The organism is Microbacterium kunmingense, from assembly GCF_023155745.1.
Classification (GTDB): domain Bacteria; phylum Actinomycetota; class Actinomycetes; order Actinomycetales; family Microbacteriaceae; genus Microbacterium; species Microbacterium kunmingense.
The window spans coordinates 115,167-135,032 of sequence record NZ_JAKNUS010000008.1 but is presented as its reverse complement, the minus strand read 5'-3'; the positions used below and the strand labels follow the sequence as shown (position 1 = coordinate 135,032).

General features: G+C 70.3%; 19 protein-coding genes. 7 read left to right on the top strand and 12 right to left on the bottom strand.

Annotated features, from left to right (window positions below):
- The first annotated feature begins 83 nt into the window (after nt 1-83).
- The 4 genes from MA875_RS12790 to MA875_RS12775 all read left to right on the top strand — a co-directional run bounded on the left by MA875_RS12790 (nt 84) and on the right by MA875_RS12775 (nt 4,968).
- Complete coding sequence (locus MA875_RS12790) at nt 84-1,049, top strand: TIGR03885 family FMN-dependent LLM class oxidoreductase (protein ID WP_248242632.1); 966 nt, start codon at nt 84-86, stop codon at nt 1,047-1,049.
- Nucleotides 1,046-2,701: an alpha-amylase family protein gene (locus tag MA875_RS12785; RefSeq protein WP_248242631.1), complete on the top strand. Its 1,656-nt coding sequence runs from the start codon at nt 1,046-1,048 to the stop codon at nt 2,699-2,701. Before MA875_RS12790 ends, MA875_RS12785 begins: the two co-directional genes overlap by 4 nt.
- Nucleotides 2,702-2,806: 105 nt before the next feature.
- Complete coding sequence (locus tag MA875_RS12780; protein WP_443677186.1) at nt 2,807-3,529, top strand: response regulator transcription factor; 723 nt, start codon at nt 2,807-2,809, stop codon at nt 3,527-3,529.
- Complete coding sequence (locus tag MA875_RS12775; RefSeq protein ID WP_248242630.1) at nt 3,526-4,968, top strand: sensor histidine kinase; 1,443 nt, start codon at nt 3,526-3,528, stop codon at nt 4,966-4,968. The genes MA875_RS12780 and MA875_RS12775 overlap by 4 nt, the downstream gene beginning before the upstream one ends.
- 80 nt (nt 4,969-5,048) lie before the next feature.
- Here MA875_RS12775 and MA875_RS12770 read toward each other — a convergent pair whose 3' ends face one another.
- Genes MA875_RS12770 through MA875_RS12750 form a run of 5 tightly spaced genes read right to left on the bottom strand, consistent with a single transcriptional unit; the run spans nt 5,049 to nt 10,233 of the window.
- Nucleotides 5,049-6,647 carry a carbohydrate-binding domain-containing protein gene (locus tag MA875_RS12770; protein ID WP_248242629.1) on the bottom strand — a complete coding sequence of 533 codons (1,599 nt, stop codon included), beginning with the start codon at nt 6,645-6,647 and terminating at the stop codon, nt 5,049-5,051.
- Nucleotides 6,629-7,444 (bottom strand): polyphosphate polymerase domain-containing protein, encoded by an 816-nt coding sequence (locus MA875_RS12765; RefSeq protein ID WP_248242628.1) that lies wholly within the window; start codon nt 7,442-7,444, stop codon nt 6,629-6,631. Before MA875_RS12765 ends, MA875_RS12770 begins: the two co-directional genes overlap by 19 nt.
- The gene (locus MA875_RS12760) at nt 7,441-8,055 is read right to left on the bottom strand and encodes a DUF4956 domain-containing protein (protein WP_248242627.1); all 615 of its coding nucleotides are present in this window, start codon (nt 8,053-8,055) and stop codon (nt 7,441-7,443) included. The genes MA875_RS12765 and MA875_RS12760 overlap by 4 nt, the downstream gene beginning before the upstream one ends.
- Nucleotides 8,052-9,194, bottom strand: coding sequence for a GtrA family protein (locus MA875_RS12755; RefSeq protein ID WP_248242626.1), 1,143 nt, complete (start codon nt 9,192-9,194; stop codon nt 8,052-8,054). The genes MA875_RS12760 and MA875_RS12755 overlap by 4 nt, the downstream gene beginning before the upstream one ends.
- 4 nt (nt 9,195-9,198) lie before the next feature.
- Nucleotides 9,199-10,233 carry a phosphodiester glycosidase family protein gene (locus MA875_RS12750; RefSeq protein WP_248242625.1) on the bottom strand — a complete coding sequence of 345 codons (1,035 nt, stop codon included), beginning with the start codon at nt 10,231-10,233 and terminating at the stop codon, nt 9,199-9,201.
- Between the two features lie 102 nt (nt 10,234-10,335).
- On the opposite strand from MA875_RS12750, the gene MA875_RS12745 reads away from it, so the two are divergent.
- Nucleotides 10,336-11,295, top strand: coding sequence for an endonuclease/exonuclease/phosphatase family protein (locus MA875_RS12745; protein ID WP_248242624.1), 960 nt, complete (start codon nt 10,336-10,338; stop codon nt 11,293-11,295).
- A gap of 421 nt (nt 11,296-11,716) precedes the next feature.
- Here MA875_RS12745 and MA875_RS12740 read toward each other — a convergent pair whose 3' ends face one another.
- From MA875_RS12740 to MA875_RS12725, 4 genes are read right to left on the bottom strand one after another with little or no spacing between them, the layout of a single operon-like run.
- Complete coding sequence (locus MA875_RS12740) at nt 11,717-12,580, bottom strand: ABC transporter permease (protein ID WP_372492578.1); 864 nt, start codon at nt 12,578-12,580, stop codon at nt 11,717-11,719.
- Nucleotides 12,567-13,544 carry an ABC transporter ATP-binding protein gene (locus MA875_RS12735; RefSeq protein ID WP_248242623.1) on the bottom strand — a complete coding sequence of 326 codons (978 nt, stop codon included), beginning with the start codon at nt 13,542-13,544 and terminating at the stop codon, nt 12,567-12,569. Before MA875_RS12735 ends, MA875_RS12740 begins: the two co-directional genes overlap by 14 nt.
- A 9-nt stretch (nt 13,545-13,553) precedes the next feature.
- Nucleotides 13,554-14,675, bottom strand: a complete 1,122-nt coding sequence (locus MA875_RS12730; protein WP_248242622.1) for a LolA family protein — start codon at nt 14,673-14,675, stop codon at nt 13,554-13,556.
- Between the two features lie 38 nt (nt 14,676-14,713).
- Nucleotides 14,714-15,982, bottom strand: a complete 1,269-nt coding sequence (locus MA875_RS12725) for an MFS transporter (protein ID WP_248242621.1) — start codon at nt 15,980-15,982, stop codon at nt 14,714-14,716.
- An 80-nt stretch (nt 15,983-16,062) separates the two neighbouring features.
- Between MA875_RS12725 and MA875_RS12720 the strand changes: the two genes are divergently transcribed.
- Together MA875_RS12720 and MA875_RS12715 are read left to right on the top strand one after the other, a co-directional pair.
- Nucleotides 16,063-16,347, top strand: a complete 285-nt coding sequence (locus MA875_RS12720; protein ID WP_248242620.1) for a hypothetical protein — start codon at nt 16,063-16,065, stop codon at nt 16,345-16,347.
- A gap of 43 nt (nt 16,348-16,390) precedes the next feature.
- The gene (locus MA875_RS12715; protein ID WP_248242619.1) at nt 16,391-17,374 is read left to right on the top strand and encodes a squalene cyclase; all 984 of its coding nucleotides are present in this window, start codon (nt 16,391-16,393) and stop codon (nt 17,372-17,374) included.
- 5 nt (nt 17,375-17,379) lie between these two features.
- On the opposite strand, the gene MA875_RS12710 is transcribed toward MA875_RS12715, so the two are convergent.
- Genes MA875_RS12710 through MA875_RS12700 form a run of 3 tightly spaced genes read right to left on the bottom strand, consistent with a single transcriptional unit; the run spans nt 17,380 to nt 19,757 of the window.
- On the bottom strand, nt 17,380-17,865 hold the full coding sequence (locus MA875_RS12710) for a LysE family translocator (protein ID WP_248242618.1): 486 nt from the start codon (nt 17,863-17,865) through the stop codon (nt 17,380-17,382).
- A 9-nt stretch (nt 17,866-17,874) separates the two neighbouring features.
- Nucleotides 17,875-18,582: a response regulator gene (locus tag MA875_RS12705; protein ID WP_248242617.1), complete on the bottom strand. Its 708-nt coding sequence runs from the start codon at nt 18,580-18,582 to the stop codon at nt 17,875-17,877.
- Entirely contained in the window at nt 18,579-19,757 is a 1,179-nt protein-coding gene (locus MA875_RS12700) for a sensor histidine kinase (RefSeq protein WP_248242616.1), read from the bottom strand. The genes MA875_RS12705 and MA875_RS12700 overlap by 4 nt, the downstream gene beginning before the upstream one ends.
- Nucleotides 19,758-19,866: the final 109 nt, after the last annotated feature.

The following is a 19,866-nucleotide window of genomic DNA, read 5'->3' as shown; positions in this document are numbered from 1 at the left end:
GACGGCGGCCACCCGGCCCTAGCCGATCGTGAGGCGCAGCGGAACCCCTCCCGGTTCTCCGCTCGGGCGGGCACGGTGGAGTCATGGTCGTCATCGGATTCCACGCCTCGCACGAACAGATTCCGCCCAGCGCGCTGCTGCGCGATGTCCAGGGCGCCGAAGCCGCGGGCTTCGACGCCGCCATGTGCTCCGACCATCTGTCGCCGTGGGGCGTGAGACAGGGGGAGTCCGGCTACGCCTGGTCGTGGCTGGCCGCGGCCCTCGCGACCACCCGCATGTCCTTCGGCGTGGTGACGGCGCCGGGTCAGCGGTACCACCCGGTCGTCCACGCACAGGCCATCGCCACCCTCGGCGAGATGTTCCCCGGCCGCTTCTGGGCGGCGCTCGGCAGCGGGGAGGCGATGAACGAGCACGTCACCGGCGACCCGTGGCCCGAGAAGGATATCCGCAACGCGCGCCTGCTCGAGAGCGCGACGGTCATGCGCCGGCTCCTCGCGGGCGAGGAGGTGAGCCACGATGGTCTCATCCGCGTCGACCGCGCCCGCGTCTGGTCGCGGCCCGAGGCGCCGCCGCCCTTCTTCGCCGCTGCGGTGAGCACGCAGACTGCGCGGTGGGCAGGGTCGTGGGCCGACGGGTTCGCCACGGTCGCCCAGGCGCCCGACGTGCTGCGCGACGTGATCGACGCCTACCGCGAAGGAGGCGGCACCGGGCCCCTCGTGCTGCAGGTGCACGTCAGCTTCGCCGACACCGACGCCGAGGCGATCGCCCTGGCGAAGGACCAGTGGCCGAACGGCCTGGTCTCGCCGCCGGAGGCGTGGGACTTCGAGCAGCCCGAAGACTTCGATCGTGCCGTCGGTGATCCCGACGAGGCGGAGCTGCGCAGGGCGGTGCTGGTCGATCATGATCCTCGGGCGCTCGCCGGGCGGGTCGCCGAGCTCGTCGACATCGGCTTCGACCGCGTGTATCTCCACCACGTCGGGCGCGACCAGGCCGACTTCCTCGCGGCGTCCGAGCGCAGCATCCTTCCTCGCCTCCGGGAGCTCGTATGAGAATCACCGACACCAGCGACCTGTGGTGGAAGAGCGCGGTCATCTACTGTCTCGACGTCGAGACCTACCTCGACTCCGACGGCGACGGCATCGGCGACCTGCAGGGGCTCGCCGCCCGCATCGACTACCTGGCGCAACTGGGGGTGACATGCCTGTGGCTCATGCCGATCTACCCCACCCCCGACCTCGACGACGGCTACGACGTCGCCGACTTCTACGGCATCGACCCGCGCCTGGGCTCGTTCGGCGACTTCGTCGAGGTCGTGCGCACTGCGCGCGATCGGGGGATGCGGGTGATCGTCGACCTCGTCGTCAACCACACCTCCGACCGTCACCCCTGGTTCCTCGCCGCCAAGCGCAGCAAGAACTCGCCGTTCCGCGACTTCTACATCTGGCGGAGCGACCCGCCGCCGAAGAACCAGAAGAACCCGGTGTTCCCCGGCGAGGCCGACGGCATTTGGGAACTCGAGGAGAAGACGGGGGAGTGGTATCTCCACAGCTTCTACCCGCATCAGCCCGACCTGAACATCGCCAACCCGAAGGTGCGCGATGAGATCGCCAAGACCGTCGGGTTCTGGCTGCAGCTCGGGGTGTCGGGATTCCGCGTCGACGCGGTGCCCTCCCTCCTGGAGATCCCCGAGATGACCGACCCGCATCGTTACCTGCGGAACGTGCGGCAGTTCCTCCAGCGTCGCTCGAGCGAGGCGATCCTCCTGGGAGAGGTGAACCTCCCCTACGACGAGCAGGTGGTGTACTTCGGCGGTGAGGACGGCGACGAGCTCACCATGCAGTTCGACTTCGTCGCGATGCAGCGGCTCTACCTGTCCCTCGTGCGGCACGATCCCGCCCCGCTCATCGAGGCGCTCCGGTCGCGACCGGAGCTGCCGGTGGAGGCCCAGTTCGCCAACTTCGTGCGCAACCATGACGAGCTGACCCTCGACCAGCTGAGCGACGACGAGCGCCAGGAGGTCTTCGAGGCGCTCGCGCCCGACGAGAGCCAGCGGATCTACGGGCGCGGCATCGTGCGGCGGCTGCCGACGATGCTGGGCGGCGATCCCCGTCGCATCCGCATGGCATACAGCCTGCTGTTCACCCTCCCCGGCACCCCTGTCCTCTTCTACGGTGAGGAGATCGGCATGGGCGAGAACCCCGACGACAAGAGTCGCGAGGCGGTGCGGACGCCGATGCAGTGGTCGAGGGAGCGCAACGGCGGATTCTCGGATGCCGCGCCGTCGCGTCTTCCCGCGCAGCTGCCGGGCGACGGATACGCCCCCGAGCACGTCAATGTGGCCGATCAGATCGAGGACCGCGATTCGCTGCTGCACTTCGTCCGCGACCTCATCGCGCGCTACCGGATCTCGCCCGAGCTCGGGTGGGGCACGTTCGAGGTCATCGAGCACGACGTGCCTGCCGTCCTGGTGCACAGGCTCACCGCCGAGGTCGGGGCGATGGTGGCCGTGCACAACTTCGCCGACGTGCCGGCGACGATCTCGTTCGCCCTCCCCGACGAGCCGGACGGGACCCAGCTGGTCGATCTGCTGGCGGCGGACCGGATGCCGCTGGGGGAGAAGGGGCGCATCGGGATGGAGATCGCACCGTACGGCTTCCGGTGGCTGCGGGTGTCTCGGCCCGGCGACGGGCGGGTCAGCTGACGACGCTGGGGAGCGCGAGAGCGGAGTCATAGCTCTCTCCAAGGTGACGAGGACATGGTCGACACATCCGTGGCGGCGCATCGAGAACCGGGGAACACTATGACCATGACGGCACCCGCATCGCTGACCCGACCGGACGGAACGCCGATCCGCGCCCTCATCGTCGACGATGAGGCGAATCTGAGCGACCTGCTGCGCATGGCCCTGTCCCACGCGGGATGGGACGCGCGCACCGCCGGGAACGGTCAGGAGGCCTTGAACCTGGTGCGCGAATTCGGCCCCGACATCCTCGTCCTCGACATCATGATGCCCGGCCTGGACGGGATGGAGGTGCTCGCCCGCGTGCGCGCGAGCGGCAACGACGTGCCTGTTCTCTTCCTCACCGCGAAGGACGCCGTCGAGGATCGCATCGCCGGCATCGCCGCCGGCGGCGACGACTACGTCACCAAGCCCTTCAACCTGGAGGAGGTCGTGGTGCGACTGCGCAACATGGCCCGCCGGCACGTCGCGGTGGTGGCGGCGAACGACCCGCGACTGACGGTCGGCGACCTCACGCTCGACGAGGAGACGTACGAGGTCGAGCGCGGCGGCACCGCCATCAGGTTGACCGCCAAGGAGTTCGAACTGCTGCGCTACCTGATGCAGAACCCGCGGCGCGTGCTGAGCAAGGCGCAGATCCTCGACCAGGTCTGGAGCTACGACTTCGGCGGGAACTCCAGCGTGGTGGAGATCTACATCTCCTACCTGCGCAAGAAGATCGACACCCTCGGCGAACCGCTCATCCACACCGTGCGGGGGGTCGGCTACACGATCAAATCCGCGTCATGACGCGGCGTCGCTGGACGCTCCGGCGCACCCTCGTCGTCGGCACGGCGGGTGTCGTCGCCGCGGGGTTCATCGTCACCGGTGCCACGACGGTCGTCGCGCTCCAGTCGTTCGTGTACGAGCGACTGGATGCGCAGGTGCTGGAGGGACTCGATTTCGCGGTCGGCCGCAGCGACGAGGCGGTGCCGGAGGATTCCCGCACGCCGGGCCCGACCGACGGGCGGCCGGCCCCGGCGCCGCGCGCGGGAACGCTGCAGCTGGTCCTCGACGCCGACGGCGCCGTCGTCAGCTCGCAGTACGTCACACCGTCGGGAACCGACCTCGCGCTGACCGAGACGCAGATCGACATCATCGAAGCCGCCGATCTCTCCCCGCGGACCCCGACCACGGTCACCCTCGCCGACCTGGGCGCCTTCCGTGTGGCGGCCGACACGCATCGCGGAACGACGGTGGTCGCCGGGCTCCCCCTGGAGGAGGTCACCGCGACCACGTCCGCGTTGAGCGTCATCCTCGTCGCGGTCGCCGGCGGGTCTCTCGTCGTCGTCGTCATCGCCCTCTCGGTCTTCGTGCGCCAAACGCTCCGACCCCTCGACCGGGTCGCCGACGTCGCGCAGCGAGTGGCTTCCCGGCCGCTGTCGGAGGGTGAGGTCGACATCCCCGAGCGCGTCCCGTCGGGAGACGTCGACACCCACACCGAGGTGGGCCGCGTCGGGGCGAGTCTGAACACCCTTCTCGGCCATATCGAGGCCGCCCTGGCCGCACGCCATCAGAGCGAGGAACGGCTCCGCCGCTTCATCGCCGACGCCAGCCATGAGCTTCGCACGCCGCTGGCGTCGATCCGCGGATACGCGCAGCTCTCCCTCGGGGAGGCCGCGCCGATGACGCCGACCCAGGCGCGGTCTTTCGATCGGATCGCTGCAGAATCGGAGCGGATGGCATCGCTGGTCGACGACCTCCTCCTTCTCGCGCGGCTGGACGCCGGACAGCCGCTGCGGCGCGAGCCGGTGAGCCTCACCCTCCTCGCCATCGACGCGGTCAGCGATGCGCACGCCGCGGACCCCGCGCGTGAGTGGCGCCTGGACATCAGTGAGGATCAGATCGAGGTCCGCGGAGATGAGAATCGGCTGCGACAGGTCATCCTGAATCTGCTTCGGAACGCGCGCACGCACACCCCGGAGGGCACGATCGTCACGACGAGGCTGGCACGCGACGGCGATGAGGCGGTGCTCGAGGTCGAGGACGACGGCCCCGGCATCGACCCTGCCGTCCGCGAGGTGCTCTTCGAGCGCTTCGTGAGAGGCGATTCCTCCCGCAATCGGGATGCCGGGAGCACGGGCCTCGGGCTCTCGATCGCGCAGGCAATCATCGGTGCGCATGGCGGGACGATCGGCGTCCGCAGCGCGCCGGGTCGGACGGCCTTCTCGGTGCGGCTTCCGCTCTGACCGTCCGCCGGTAAGGGCCGCGCACAGCGGCATCCGCCGACCGCACCGGGGGAGGCGATCGACGGATGCCGGTCTGAGGGTCAGAGGCGCTGGCCGCCCCCTCCGGGTCCGCCGGCACCGCCGCCGGGCTGGCCGCCCGGGCCGCCCTGACCGATCGTCGCGGTGCCCTCGGTGACGGTGGTCACCGACTCGCCGGCCACCATGACGGTGTATTCGGCGTCGGCGACGAGATCGGGCGACGAGATGACGATCGTGCTGAAAGACACCTCCGCCGTGAGGGATAGCACGGTCTCGCCAGCGTCGTCGACGAGCTCGATGAGGTCGCCCGCGCTTCCCGATGCGGTGGCCGAGAGCCACGGCTGGGTCGAGCTGTCGCCCGATGCCTGTGCGACGCCCGCGCCGCCCACCGTCACGAGGGTCCCGCCGGTCACGGCGAAGGCGCCGTTGGCGTCCAGCGCGCCATCGCCCCGAGCCCCCTGCGGACCGAAGACCGTCAGCGAGCCGCCCGACATGGTCAGCGAGCCGTTCGAATCCAGTCCGTCGCCGCCCGCCCGGACGACGACGGTGCCCCCGTTGACGTCGATCGTCTCGCCGGTGTCAGCCATGCCGCCGCCGGTCGAGGTCGGGCTGGCGGCGTTGATGCCGTCGTCCGAGGCGGTGATGTCGATCTCGCCTCCTTCGATCGTGACGGCCGGGGCTTCCAGTGCCTCGTAGGACTCGGTGACGATGACCGTCCCACCGGCGACGACGAGCACGGAGTCGGCGTGCGCGCCGTCGCCCGATGCCGCCACCGAGAGCGTGCTTCCGGTGATGACGATGTCGGTGTACGCGTCGAGACCGTCGTCACCCGCCGTCAGATCGACCGCGCCGTCCTCGAGGAGGATGTAGCCGCGGGTGTCCTCCTCTTCGTTGTCGCTCTTGATCGCGTCCCCGCCGGCGTCGATGGAGACGGTGCCGCCCTCGATCGAGACCGAGTCCTCCCCCCGCAGACCGTCGTCGACGGCTGTGACGGTGATGGTGCCCGACAGGACGGCGAGATCGTCGGTGCCGGCGATGCCGTCGTTGCCGTTCCCCGCCACCGTCAACGAGCCGGTGCCGGTGATGGTCAGGTCGGCGGCGCTGTACAGCGCCGCGTTGGCATCGGCGTCGTCGGCGTAGGACGAGGCATCCGAGAGGGTGTTCGTGCTCCCCTCGGCGAGGGAGACGGCGACGTCGTCGGCGGTGACCACCTCGATGGCGGGTCCATCGGCGTTGGTGATGGTGACGCCGTCGAGGATCAGCACGACCAGAGCGTCGTCGGGGGCGGCGACCACCACCGAGCCCGTGAGGTCGCCGCTCAGGCGGTACACCCCGGATTCGGTGATCGTCACCGTGCCTTCCTCGGTGGTGACGCCGGAGGCGGAGGTCGTCGCCCCGTCACCGGTGAGGGTGATCTCGGACGCATCGCTCGCCGACCATTCGTCGTCGCGCACGACTGTCGCGTTCTCGTTGGCCGCGAGAACGGCCTCGGCGGTGGTGTCCGTCGTCGTGGCGACGGTCGTCTCGCTCTGGCTGGTCTGAGATCCTCCGGAGGTGTCGGACGTCTCAGTCGGAAGCGCGATGGTGGTCGCACAGCCGGCGAGGACGAGTCCGGCGAGGCTCAGCGGGATGAGGGGCAGGATCAGGCGGCGGGTGCGCATGGGGTCTCCTTCTGTCGGGTCGGGTGGTGGCGGATCGCGTCGGCGAACGGCCCGCGCAGGAGACGCGCCCACCGATTGCGGGGAAGGCCGGGGTGGAGCGCGGCGAGCCCCGTGGCGTACTTGCTGATGCTCACGGGACGGTGCCCGGCGCGCCAGAGCGCGCGGTCGAAGGCGGATGCCGCGGAGCCCGACTTCGTCTCGATCACCGCCAGGCGGGGGGTGAGGAGCGTCATCCCCTCGACGTCGACCCAGCGCAGCTCGGTGTCGAGCGTGCAGCGGGCCGAGCCGTCGGGAGCGACGAACGTCGCCCGCCGGTAGGTCGTGGTGAGCCGTGAACCGAGGTCGTCGGCCCGCTCCTCGGCGACACCGATGGCGGAAAAGCCCTCGGCGGCGTAGCTGCGGGCAAGGTCGGTGAGCGTGGTGCGCTCCGTGTGGGGGTATCGGACGCGCTCCTTCACGGTGGCGCTCCGCGCCCCGCGCGTCTTGAGCTCGAGGAAAGCCGCCTGCGCGTCGAGGTAGGTGCGGGTGCGGAGCTTGAAGCGACGTCGTCGCGGGTGCGCCGCCATGCGGAAACTGAGCAGGTCGGGGGTGTCGAAATACACCGATTCGTATCGGAAGGAGCGGATGCCGTGGGTGTCCAGAACGCGTGTGGCGTCGTCGAAGCCGGCCACAACGTGGCGTGCCGACTCCCGGCTGAGGACGTATTTGCGGTCGATGCGGGTCTGCAGCGACGCCTCGGCGATCAGGCTGTCGAGGTCGATCCCCTCGAAGCGGGCGAGGTCGAAGGACGTGGTCATCGTGCGCGCTCCAGGGTGGGGGAGTCCGCCGCTGTGCGCGTCGCCGTCGCCATCGGTCTCGTGTCGGGGTGCAGGCGGTAGCGGACGTCGACCAGCGTGGTGTCGTCGACCAGGTCGAGATGCTGAACGGTCAGGGATGTCACGGTGGCGCGCAGGCGGGACTCCAGCACGCGGCGGAGCTCGGCCTCGTCGGCGATGGCGCGATCGATCTGCACGGTCTGCTGGCGCGAGTGGCTGAGAAGCCGGGGGTGGTCTGCGACGGCCATCACGAGGAGGACAAGGCCCATCAGGGACACCGGGATCCACGGCTCGGTCGCGGGCAGGCCGCCGACGAGTCCGAGCGCGAGCGAGGAGAAGTAGTACGCGACTTCGCGTTGAGAGATCTCCGACGAGCGGAGCCGGATGATCGACAGCACGCCGAACAGCCCGAGTCCCAGTCCCACGGCCACCTCGGAGCTGCCGAGCACCACGGTCACCGCCAGCACTCCGACGTTCACCCCGAGGAAGGCCACGACGAGATCACGGCGGCGGTGACGCCGGTAGTAGAGGGCCAGGCTCAGGATGACGGCCGCGACGATGTCGGCGGCGATGAGCAGAAGGGTGGCGTTCATGGTGTCCTCTCACGGCAGGGGATGGTCAGATCCATCCGATCGCCGGGCGCTTCGGCGCTCCTTTGCCGTTCCTGTGACGGTGCCAAGCGTCGCCGACCATCCGGACCGGTCCGTCGGCCGGCGAAGACCACGCGGCGCTGCACCTGGTAGCTGGTGACCGCCAGCACCGTCTCGGTGACGACCTTCGCCGCGAGGAGGGGTAGGCCCAGGTCGGTGAGGAAGGTCATCCAGACGACGTTGGAGCCGAGCAGCAGCAGGGCGAGGGTCGTGTAGCCGAGTCCCTGCGCGACCAGCCGCTGCCGCCCACGTCGGCGGAAGACGAATCGTCGATTCACGACGAAGTTCACCGAGGCGCTCAGCACGCGGGCCCCGACGATCGACCCGATCAGCGAGCCGGTCAGCGCGGTGAGGACGAGGAGCGCGATCGTGTCGACGAGGAACGCCAGAAGCGAAGACGCGGCGAAGATCACGAGGGGAGCGGTCACCCGCACCGAGTCGACGAGGGGGCGGAAGTGGCTGGAGGCGTTGCTCTCGAGATAGAGCGTGTCGACGGCGACCTCCCGCGCCTCGAAACCCGCGCTCCGAAGGCGGAGCAGCATCTCGGTCTCGTACTCGAAGCGCTCGCCCGGCACGTTCAGGAGCCACGGGAGCATGTCCGCGGGGATGCCGCGAAGCCCGGTCTGGGTGTCGGACACCTTCCAGCCCGCGGCGATCTCGAACAGCCTCCGCGCGACGGAATTGCCCAGGCGGCTGCGCAGGGGCACGGTGCCGTGGAAGGCGCGGGCACCGAGCACGAGTGTCGGCGGGTGCGAGACGTCGGACGCGAGGGCGTCGGCGACGCGCTGGATGTCGTGGACGGTGTGCTGCCCGTCGGCGTCGGCGGTCACCACGTCGTGTCCGGGGAAGCGGGCGAGGATGTCGCGGATGCCCGTCTTCAGCGCCGCGCCTTTGCCGCGGTTACGCGAGTGGGTGATCACGGTCGCACCCTCTCGGGCTGCCTCGTCGAAGACCCCCGAGAAGGCGGAGCCGCTGCCGTCGTCGACGACCACGACGTCGGACCCGACATCCGCTCTTCTCAACCGACCCACGAGAACGGGCAGCGCCGCGCCGGGCTGATAGGCCGGCACCAGGACGATCATGCCCTCACCCCGCCACGTAGAGGATGTCGGAGGTGCCGCGCTCGCCGCCGTTGGAGGGCTGGTTCACGACCTCGCCGTTGAAGTAGAGCGTCGACGACCCGCCACCGTCGAGGTTGTAGGCGGTGGTCGCGCCGAGGCTCGTCATGATCTCGGCAAGCTCGGTGAGGGTCACGCCCGCGCTGTACCCGGGGGAGCGGCCGTCGACCACGACGAACAGGTAGTGATTGTCGTCGATGATGCCGACCGCGGTGCGCGGCTGGTCGCCCTGGATGGAGTGGTTTCCGACGTTGGTGTCGACCTCGACATCCTCGATGCCGGCGACCGTCTCGCCGTCCTCGACGATCGCCGGACCGAACGAGACGGTGTTCCAGACACCGGCGGCCAGCAGTTCCTCCGCGGTCGTCGTCGTCTCGTCGTACACCTCGACGTGCCCATCGAGGAAGAACGCCAGCCCCTCGCGCACTCCCTCGTCGCGGTAGATCACGCCGTTGCGGATCAGGATGCCCGTCGAGCGGAAGCCGTAGTAGTCGCCGTTGACGGCGAGGATCGCGTCGTTATCGGACGCGATCCGGCTGGTGGTCTCGGTGATGTTCTCGCCGAACTGGTCCTTCGCGAACGCGGAGCGCAGCTGCGTGGCATCCGTCACCGTCACGTCGGCGACGTAGTAGGTGACCGTGTCGTCCCCTGTTCCCGTCGTCACGGTGGAGATCGTGATCGAGCTGTCGTCGTCGGTGTAGGACGTGTCGGTGACGACCGCCGTCGCGGTGTCCGTGGCGGCGCTCCCGTCGGTGTCGGCGCCGTCGGTGCTGTCGTGGAGAGGGGAGTTCGCCTCCTCGTACGCCGAAACGTCGGCGATCTCGACGTGCTCGATGAGGAACCGGTCGACCGCCCAGGCGGTGGTTCCGCCGAGCGCCAGCGCCACGACGAGGACGGATCCGGTGACGGCGTTCCGCCACCGGCGCCTGCGTCGTACCCGATCGTCTGCCTGAGGGGCGGAGGGGGTGCGGAGTGGGGCGGTGACGGTGTTCGGCGAGCGCATGCTCCCAGGAATAGGGGCGGGGCATTGTCCGCACGTTCACGGACCCTGAGGATTTCCGAAGAGACGACGCGGCAGGACGGGCTCGGCGGCTAGCGTGGCCGGGTGGGAACAACCCGTCGCCGCCGTTCGAGATGGGTCTGGACCGGGGCCGCCCTCGCGATCGCGGTCGTGGCGGTGGCGCTCCCGCATCTCGACGTCCTCGTCGGGGGTCTGATGCCGGCAGCGCAGGCGCTCGTTCCGCTCGGAGCCGTCGGGCTGGTGGTGCTCGCCGTGGTGCCGCTGATCTTCCGGGCGTGGGCGGCCGCGGCGATCCTCGTCGTGGGTGCGGTGCTCGCGGGCCTTCCCACCCTCACCCCGCTGCGCGCGGACGCGGGGTGCGTCGAGGGGGCGCCTGTGACCGTCGTCGCCTTCAACGCCAAGTTCGCCGGGGCCGACCCGGGACTGCTCGCGGAGCGGATCGATCGGGCCCACGCTGACATCGTCGTACTCGTCGAGACCGACGAGGCGCACATCGCGGCGGTCCTGAGCGAACGAGGGCTGGCGGAGGCTCTGCCGCACCGCACCCGCGAGACCAGCGAGGGCGGGGTGAACGGCAGCGTCATTCTCTCCGCCTTCCCGCTCAGCGACGAGGAGGACATCGAGGGGAGCGTCTTTGATCAGGTCACCGCGGTCGCCGCCCTCCCCGGCGGGGAGGAGTTCCGGGTGGCGGCGGTGCACCCGCCGCCGCCCATCGGCCAGCCCGCCGATTGGCGGGCTGGCCTCCGTGCGCTCGAGCAGTGGATCCGGGAGACCCCCGATGAGCGTCTGATCGTGGCGGGTGATCTGAACGCGTCGTATGCGCACCCCGCGTTCCGCCACCTCGCGTCGACGCTGCGCACCGCGGCCGAGGCGGCGGGGCCGGTCCCCTGGCCGACCTGGCCCGAGGAGCGCCCGGTGCCGGCGTTCACCGCCATCGACCACGTCCTCGCCCGCGGTGCCGTCCCGACGGCGTGGGACAGCTTCGCGGTTCCCGGGAGCGATCACCGGGGAGTGGTGGGCGAGTGGTCGGTGTGCGCACCGTGATCACGCGCGCAGCGTGATCGCGGGCGCGCCGGGAGCGGGCACAAGTAAGGGCCGGTCGGAGAGGCTTCCGACCGGCCCTTGTCCCTTGCACCAAGAGTGTCCTGCAATCACATGTCGGCAGCTGCCACAGCAAAACAACTACCGTGCGAGCACTCTATAACGGGGAGATAACGAAAGGGAAGGGCTCGTCGTTACCTTTTCGTGATTCTCAGGGGATGTATAAGCCGAGCGGGCGCCGGCACAGAGTAAGGGCCGGTCGGTGAGGCTCCCGACCGGCCCTTGTCCCTTGCACCAAGAGTGTCCTGCAATCACATGTCGGCAGCTGCCACAGCAAAACAACTACCGTGCGAGCACTCTATAACGGCGAGGTAACGAAGGGAAGTGTTTCCGTTACCTTTTCGTGATCACCGTGAGCCGCGCGTCACGACAGCACGTCCTTCGTCGCGAATCGGAGGACCGCGGCGGCTCCGAACACCACGACGTACCCGGCCTGCAGGAGGGTGTTGGCCGCGAACGAGTCCCAGACGACGGGCGATCGGAGGAGGTCGCCGAAGTCGAGCCACCGATCGGTGAAGAGCCAGGGATGCAGGGCGTCGAGCTGAGGGATGGCCCCGACGATCTGCGCGGTGACGGCGAGGATCGCGGTCGCCGCCATCGCGCCGACCGGCACCGAGGTCAGCGTCGAGAGGAAGAGGCCGATGGCCGACAGGCCGATGAGCGAGATGGAGGCGTACGCCCCGACTGCGAGAAGTCGCAGCATCCCCTCGCCGATCGAGACCTGCGCCCCCGAGAGCAGTGTGATCGGCCCCACCGGGAAGAGGGCTGCCCCGACGATCGACCCGACGGCCACCACCGTGAGGGTCGCGGCGAGGCAGAACACGACGGCGCTGAGGTATTTGACCAGCAGCAGGCGGATGCGACCGGCCGGCGCGATCAGCAGGTACCGGAGTGTCCCATGGCTCGCCTCACCGGCGATGGCGTCGCCGGCGGTCACGCTGACCGTCAGCGGCAGGAAGAGCGGGATGGCGACGGTGAGGGCAGCCAGTCCGACGAACAGCCCATTGCCGGTGATCTGGTCGAGGAACGCCGGACCGCGTCCGGGGTCGGAGCCACCGAAGAAGCGGATCGCGACGCCGAGGAGGAGGGGGATGAGCGCCAGGGCTCCGAGCATCGCCCAGGTCCGCCACCGCCGGAACTGAACGGACAGCTCGTTGCCCAGCAACCGCAGCGTCCCCCATCCGGTGGGGCCCGCCGATCGCATCACGGCGTCCTCACGCGACGACATCGAAGCCCTCCCCGGTGAGCTCCACGAAGCGCTGCTCGAGGCTCTCGGTCAGGACGGCGAATCCCCGCACCCGCACGCCCGCGGAGACGAGGGCGGCCACGATCGCTTCCGGCGAGACGCCGGCGGGCATGACGCCGGTCGCGGTGTCACGGTCGTCCGCGGCCTCCCGACCTTCCGCTTCCACTCCGAAGGAGGCGAGCACGGCCCAGGCCGACTCGACGTCGGGGGTGCGCACCTGCACCCGCGACCGCGAACCCGAGCGACGGAACTCGTCGAGCGTGCCCTGCGCGACGAGGCGACCCCCGCTCATCACACCGACGTGCGTGCAGAGCTGCTCCACCTCGGCGAGCAGGTGGCTCGAGACGAAGACGGTCGTCCCGTCGGCGGCGAGCGACCGGATCAGCGCACGCACCTCGCGGGTTCCCTGCGGGTCGAGCCCGTTCGTCGGTTCATCCAGCACGAGGAGGTCACGGGGCATGAGGAGGGCCGTCGCGAGCCCCAGGCGCTGCTTCATCCCGAGCGAGTACGCGTGGGCCTTCTTCTTCGCCGCGTGGCTGAGGCCGACGCGCTCGAGCGCCCGGGCGACCCGCTCGCGGCGGGTGCGGCCGGACGAGTGCCTGTCGGCGGCGTCGAAGCGGAGGAGATTCTGCTCACCGGTGAGGAAGGGGGAGAACGCGGGACCTTCGACGAGGGCGCCGACCCGCGGCAGGACGCTGTCGAGCGAGCGCGGCATCGCCTCCCCGAGCACCATCGCCTGACCACCGCTCGGGCGGATGAGTCCCAGCAGCATCCGGATCGTCGTCGTCTTTCCCGACCCGTTGGGCCCGAGGAATCCGAACACCGCCCCGCGCGGCACCGCCACATCGATCCCGTCGACGGCGGTCTGCGTGCCGAATCGTTTCGTGAGGCCGTGCGTCTCGACGGCCAGGTCCGTCGTGCGGTCGGCGTCAGAGGGGATCGTCACCGGCGGGTGTCAGCGTCCGGCGACGTCGACCAGGCGCTGCGTCGGGACGGCGCCGACGAGGATGCGCCCGTCGTCGGCGATCATGACGCTCACCAGCGATGTCTGCAGCGCCCGGCCGCCGTCGACGGCGGTGGTGAGGCCGTCGATCATCGCCTGCTGTTCGGCGTCGATCCCCGGGGTCGGCAGTTCGACGACGGCCGACCAGCCCTCACCGATGACGGTCGGCGCGGCCGCATCCGGCGCGGAGGCGGAGCCCCGGTCGTCCTTCGCGGGCAGGGGCACGTCCTTCTCGGTCACGGTGATGTCGGCGCCGGGTGCGAAGGCGAAGACGGCGGGGTCGGGGGCGGAGAAATCGACCTCGGTGAAGGCGATCTCGAAGGCGGGTGCGGTGGCGGCGCGGGAACTGACGGATGCCGCGAGGGCGACGCCGGTCTCGCCGTCGACGGCGAATCGTACATCGCCGACCAGGGTGTCGTCGGTGCGGGGGGTCAGGATGAGTTCGTAGACCTCGCGACCGGCGACACGCGCGTCGGTGCCGACGGTCACCTCGGTGCTGTCATCCAGACGGGCGAGGGCCTGATCGAGCATCTCGTCGGGGGTCGGCAGAGCGCCTGGTCGGGGGGCCGTCGCGTCGCGTCCGTAGGCGTCCGCGAGATCGTCCTCGCTCGGGAGGATGAGCTTCGTCGCCGACAGGCTTTCGCTGTCGACGTACCAGACCTCGTCGGCAGCACCGTCGACGTAGACGTTCCGCTCGCCGAGTCGGTCGAGCACCTGAAGGCGCGCGCTGTCGCCGTCGAGATAGACCTTCGCCGTGTGCGATCCGGTGACGAGGGAGATGAGATCGTCGAGCTGCGCCGCCGATGCGTCGTCGTCGTCGCCGTCGGGGGAACCGGTGAGGGCGTCGAGATCGGGGAGGCCGAGCTCGGACGTCTGCTCGATGGTGCCGCTGAGGGCGTCGACGTCGCTCGCTTCGGCGAACGCGATGAGCTCTGCCGGGGTCTTGTCGGGGAGGTCGACCGCGCCGCTGGCTGCCATCGGCGCCGCGATCGCGGCACCCGCCAGGAGCGGCACCGCGATCACCGAGGTCCAGATGAGGGGACGACGGACGCGTGCGCCGGGGGCGGGCTTCATGCCACCAGGCTACGCCGGTCGGGCTCTCGCGACCCGGGTCACGGTGAACCCTCAGGATGCCGCGCGTCGCGGAGCGGTGAGACCACGACGACGAGGGCCGCGGCGGCGAAGATGACGGCGGCCACCCCGATCGTGGCCTGGTAGCCGAGCCAGGTCATGAGGATGCCGGCCAGGAGCGCTCCGACGAAGAAGACGACGCGATTCATCGTGCGGATCGTGGCGTTCATCCGGCCCTGGATGTCGTCGGGGGCGACGGCCTGACGGTAGGAGATGTCGTTCGCGTCTTCGAGTCCCATGCCGAGACCGTAGAGAAGCTGGGCGAGGCCGACCACGACGAGGATCGGGCCGGTGCCGCTGGCGGCGGTCAGCGGTGCCGCCGCGAGGACGAGCCAGGGGATGACGACCAGGGTGCGTCCGAGGAGGATCGCCCGTCCGGCGCCGAGGCGGGCCCCGACGCGCGGGGCGATGAGCGCGCCTGCGAAGCCGCCGGCACCACCGATGGCGAGGGCGAGACCGAACGCCCACGAGGGGAGCGCGAGCTCGCGGAGGACGTAGACCGCCAGCACGGTGGCGATGATGCTGTTGGCCAGGAACCACACGTGGATCGAGATCGCCAGGGGGCGGAGCGTGCGGTGCCGGTAGGTGTAGCGCATGCCGTCGGCGATGTCGTGTCCGACATGTCGCGCCGGTGCCCGCCGGGTGCTCGGCGGCTCGGAGACCGCGATGCGGGTTTGCAGCAGCGCGGCGAGCGCGTGGATGACCGCTTCGATGGTGAACAGGATCGTCGGCCCGACGAGGTTCAGCAGGAAGCCGCCGAGGGCGGGCCCCGCCGTTCCCGCGACGGTCTCGCTCTGTGCGAGGCGGGCGTTGGCGTGCACGAGGGAGCGGCGCGGGACGATCCGGGGGAGGAGCGGTTGTGCGGCGGAGTCGGCGAACAGGGTCAGCACTCCGACGACCAGCGTGACCGCGGCGAGGGACCAGAAGTCCAGGGCGTCGGTGGCGAGGAGGACCGCGACGACGGCGAAGGCGATGACCCGTCCGACGCTGGTGAGGACGAGGGTGCGCTGTCTCCGCCACCGATCCATGAGCGCACCGACGATGAGCCCGAGGAAGAGGTAGGGAACGACGCTGAGGGCACTGAGGATGCTGATCTGTGCGGGTGTCGCCTCGAGGACGGTGACGATGATGACCTGGAAGGCGATCGTCGCCATCGCGCCCCCGACCGCCCGCAGCGTCGACGCGCCCCAGAAGAAGGCGAAGGGTCGCAGCCGCAGGATCTCGCCGTCCCGACCGGCTCCGTCGCGCATCCCCACAGACTAGGCCGTGCCCGGAATGTCATCCTTTCGGGGGACGCGGACCGCTCCGGCCTCCTTCTAGCCTGGTTCGCATGACTGATGTCCTGGGCTGGGCAACCGTCGCGCTCGTGCTCTGCATTCCCGTCGTCTTCGTCGGCGTCGGGGTCGCCTCGCTGCGGCACCGAGATCAGACGGACGGCTCGACGCCGTCATCCGGGGGGCTTCTCGGTGTCGACGAACTGTTCCACCCGGCCGCGCACGAGGCGCGGCTGGCGTGGGAGACCGAGCAGCAGATCCCCGTTCCCGCACCCACGCCCGACAGGGGGCCGGGTGTCATCGCCGACGGGACGTCGATCGTGATCGAGGTCCGGGACTGATCTGCAGTTCCGGATGTCCGACCCGCGGACTACCGTGCCGTGCATGACGATCGATGAGCGCACTCTGGCGTGGATGCTCGACACCGACCCCGCACTGCGTTGGCAGGTGGAGAGGGATGTCGCGCACGCGCCTCCCGCGATTTGGGAGGCGACCCGCGAGCGCGTCGCTCACGAGGGCTGGGGGGCCCTGCTGCTGTCGAGGCAGGACGCCGACGGCCAGTGGGCGGGCGGGGCGTATTTCCCCGCGGGGTACTTCGACAGTGAGGAGGCGCAGCAGCCGGGTCAGCCTTGGAATGCGACGACCTGGACGCTGAAAGACCTGCGCGAGTTCGGCGTGCCCGCCGAGGCCCTCGGCGACACGGCCGAGAAGCTCGCGCGGAACAGCCGCTGGGAGTACGACGACCTGCCGTACTGGGGTGGGGAGGTGGATGTGTGCATCAACTCCTTCACGCTGGCCAACGGGGCATGGCTCGGTGTCGACATGTCCGGACTCGCCGCGTGGTTCCGCGAGCATCGCCTCGCGGACGGAGGGTGGAACTGCGAAGCCGAGGAGGGAGACTCGGTGCGCTCGTCGTTCCACTCGACGCTCAATGCCCTGCGCGGACTCCTGGCGTATCAGCGGCTGACCGGTGACCGGACGCTCACCGAGGTGCGTCGCACCGGTGAGGAGTACCTCCTGTCTCGCAGGCTGCTGTACCGGGCATCGACCGGCGAGCTCGTCGCCCCGTTCGCCACGCAGTTCCTCTATCCGAACCGGCACGTCTACAGCGCGCTCGCCGCCCTCGACTACTTCCGGGATGCGTCCGAGTTCGACGCTCTCCCCCCTGATGAGCGTCTCGACGAGGCCATTCAGGTCGTGCGCGACCAGCGTCAGCCCGATGGCACCTGGGTCCAGTCGCGTCGGCTGCCCGGCCGCGTCTGGTTCCACATGGATGTGCCCGAGGGCGAGCCCTCACCCTGGCTGACACTCATCGGCACGCGGGTGCTGGAGTGGTGGGATGCCGCGCACGACGTCGCGGTCGCGTGAGCCCGTCAGGTCTTCGAGCCCGTGAGGGCGAGCGTTCCGCCGAGGCCGATCATCATGACGCCGCCGGTGCCCGACAGCGTCGCCATCCGGCGGGGTGAGGTCGCGAACCACGCCCGCGCCGTCCCGGCCGCGAGCGCCCACGCGCTGTCGCGAAGCAGACGCGCCGTGCCGCCGCTCGGCGTCGAGGTCCGCCCGACGACGTCGTTGCGGTGCCGTATCGCCTGCACGCCGAGGTAGACGAGATAGAGGGCTCCGGCGATCTTCAGAACGGTGAACGCGACGACCGATGACGCCACGATCGCACCGACGCCGAACGCGACGGCGACGACCGCGGGCACCGTGCCGAGTGCGTTGCCGATCACGCTGAGCGCGCCGGCTCGACGCCCCAGGGCGATCGAACGGCCAATGACGAAGAGCACACTGGGCCCCGGGATGAGGATGATGGCGACCGAGGCGACGACGAAGGCCGCGACGTTCTCCCAGGGCATCATGCGCACACCCTAGCGCTCGGTGCGCGACGACCGTCGATCGCCGACACGCACGGCACCCGTCTCGTAGGCGACGACGACCGCCTGCACGCGATCGCGCACACCCAGCTTGCTCAGCAGACGAGTCACATGGGCCTTCACCGTCGCCTCGCTCAGGAAGAGCTTCCGACCGATCTCGAGGTTCGACAGCCCCTGCGCGATCAGCAGCCAGATCTCCGTCTCCCGCGGTGTCAGGTCGGTGGGGCCGGGGAGCGGCTGCGCCGGGGTCTCGAGGTACTTCTCGATCAGTCGCCGGGTGACGGTCGGGGCGAGCAGCGCTTCCCCCGCCGCCACGGTCTTCACGGCGTCGACCAGCCGGTCAGGCGGCGCGTCCTTCAGGAGGAACCCCGACGCTCCCGACTGCAACGCCCGGTAGACGTACTCGTCGAGGTCGAAGGTGGTGAGCACGAGCACCCGGGGCGGGTCGTCCGACGCCGTCAGGGCGGCCGTGGCCTCGATGCCGTCCATCCCCGGCATCCGGATGTCCATCAGCACCACGTCGGGTGACAGCTCCCGCGCGAGGGCGACGGCCTCCTGGCCGGTTCCCGCCTCACCGACGACGTCGAGGTCGGCTGCCTCGAGCAACGCGATGATCCCCGACCGCACCAGGGCGTGGTCGTCCGCGACGACGATCCGCGGGGACGCGGGGGACGCGGGGGACGGGGGAGGTGTCCCGATCATCTCGTCACCCCCAGCGGGAGGGTCGCGTGTACGCGCCACCCTCCCTCGGGTGTGGCCTGAGCGTCCAGGAGACCGCCGTAGAGTCGCACCCTCTCCCGCATGCCGGGCAGTCCGTTGCCGCTCCCGGTCGTCAGGGGCCGCGCATGCGCACTCGTCGGAGGTCCGTTGGAAACGGTGACCTCGACGAGGCGGTCGCCGCAGTCGACCACCACGTCGACCGCGGCGCCGGGGGCGTGCCGGCGGGCATTGGTCAACGCCTCCTGCACGAGTCGGTAGACCGTCAGCGCGGCGCCGTCGGGCAGCTCGTCGCCGCGCTCGGGGTGGGTGATCGTCAGGCGGCACGGATGACCGGCCGCCTCGGTCTCGGCGACGAGGTCGGGCAGCGCGGAAAGGCCGGGCTGCGGCTCATAGGTGGCGTCGTCCTCGCGCAGCACCTCGAGAAGGTGGCGCATCTCGTCGAGCGCGCTCTGGGCGGTGCGTCGCGTGTGATCGAGGTGCACGCGCGCGCGAGCCGGGTCGCGGTCCACGAACCGCTCGGCCGCCGCGGCCTGAAGCGCCACGATCGACAGCGAGTGCGCGACGATGTCGTGGAGCTCCCGGGCGATCCGTCGTCGTTCAGAGGCCGCCGCCTCGGCCGCACGTTGCGCGGCACCGGCTGCGGATGTCTGCGCAGACAGCGACCGGAGCCGGACGATACGGCCCGCGGCCCAGGTTCCTCCCACGAAGAAGAGCAGGAACACGACCCCCGCGGCCTCGATGCCCGGTGAGCCGAAGTAGCCGAGCTCTTCGGCGCCCAGCATCGCGGCGATCGGCACCACGCCGAGAAGGGCGGCGAGCCACCATCGAGCGACACGCTCGGCGACCGTGAACGTCGCCACGAGAAGGCTCGGGAACGGGTTGAACGTCGCGTCGGCGCCCGCCGTGGCGGCGTGCGCGACGAACGCCGCCGCGACGACGAGGAGCACGACCTCCGGCAGCCGTCGGCGCACGATCAGCGGCGCGGAGATCGCCACCGCGAAGGCCAGCTGCGCGATCGGCGAGTCCGAGGGGACGAGGAGCGCCTCGAGGATCGCCCAGACGCCGATCCCCCCGGCGATCGCGAGGTCGAGGGGTGTGGTCCAGCCGCGCCAGAGCGTCCCCCGAGCGGGGCGCGGGACCGGCGGCGCGGATGTCACGGCTCGATCGTAGGGGCCGGGCAGGCGCGCCCGACAGCGACCAAAGTCGCTATCCGACGTCGACCGTGGTGGGTGAGGTCCGCGACGAGCGGCGGATGCCCGCCGGTGC

Bases quoted from the DNA above. Each gene is read 5' to 3' on its own strand.
- MA875_RS12790 (WP_248242632.1), top strand. From the start codon at position 84: ATGGTCGTCATCGGATTCCACGCCTCGCACGAACAGATTCCGCCCAGC.
- MA875_RS12785 (WP_248242631.1), top strand. From the start codon at position 1,046: ATGAGAATCACCGACACCAGCGACCTGTGGTGGAAGAGCGCGGTCATC.
- MA875_RS12780 (WP_443677186.1), top strand. From the start codon at position 2,807: ATGACGGCACCCGCATCGCTGACCCGACCGGACGGAACGCCGATCCGC.
- MA875_RS12775 (WP_248242630.1), top strand. From the start codon at position 3,526: ATGACGCGGCGTCGCTGGACGCTCCGGCGCACCCTCGTCGTCGGCACG.
- MA875_RS12770 (WP_248242629.1), bottom strand. From the start codon at position 6,647: ATGCGCACCCGCCGCCTGATCCTGCCCCTCATCCCGCTGAGCCTCGCC.
- MA875_RS12765 (WP_248242628.1), bottom strand. From the start codon at position 7,444: ATGACCACGTCCTTCGACCTCGCCCGCTTCGAGGGGATCGACCTCGAC.
- MA875_RS12760 (WP_248242627.1), bottom strand. From the start codon at position 8,055: ATGAACGCCACCCTTCTGCTCATCGCCGCCGACATCGTCGCGGCCGTC.
- MA875_RS12755 (WP_248242626.1), bottom strand. From the start codon at position 9,194: ATGATCGTCCTGGTGCCGGCCTATCAGCCCGGCGCGGCGCTGCCCGTT.
- MA875_RS12750 (WP_248242625.1), bottom strand. From the start codon at position 10,233: ATGCGCTCGCCGAACACCGTCACCGCCCCACTCCGCACCCCCTCCGCC.
- MA875_RS12740 (WP_372492578.1), bottom strand. From the start codon at position 12,580: ATGTCGTCGCGTGAGGACGCCGTGATGCGATCGGCGGGCCCCACCGGA.
- MA875_RS12730 (WP_248242622.1), bottom strand. From the start codon at position 14,675: ATGAAGCCCGCCCCCGGCGCACGCGTCCGTCGTCCCCTCATCTGGACC.
- MA875_RS12725 (WP_248242621.1), bottom strand. From the start codon at position 15,982: ATGCGCGACGGAGCCGGTCGGGACGGCGAGATCCTGCGGCTGCGACCC.
- MA875_RS12720 (WP_248242620.1), top strand. From the start codon at position 16,063: ATGACTGATGTCCTGGGCTGGGCAACCGTCGCGCTCGTGCTCTGCATT.
- MA875_RS12715 (WP_248242619.1), top strand. From the start codon at position 16,391: ATGACGATCGATGAGCGCACTCTGGCGTGGATGCTCGACACCGACCCC.
- MA875_RS12710 (WP_248242618.1), bottom strand. From the start codon at position 17,865: ATGATGCCCTGGGAGAACGTCGCGGCCTTCGTCGTCGCCTCGGTCGCC.
- MA875_RS12705 (WP_248242617.1), bottom strand. From the start codon at position 18,582: ATGATCGGGACACCTCCCCCGTCCCCCGCGTCCCCCGCGTCCCCGCGG.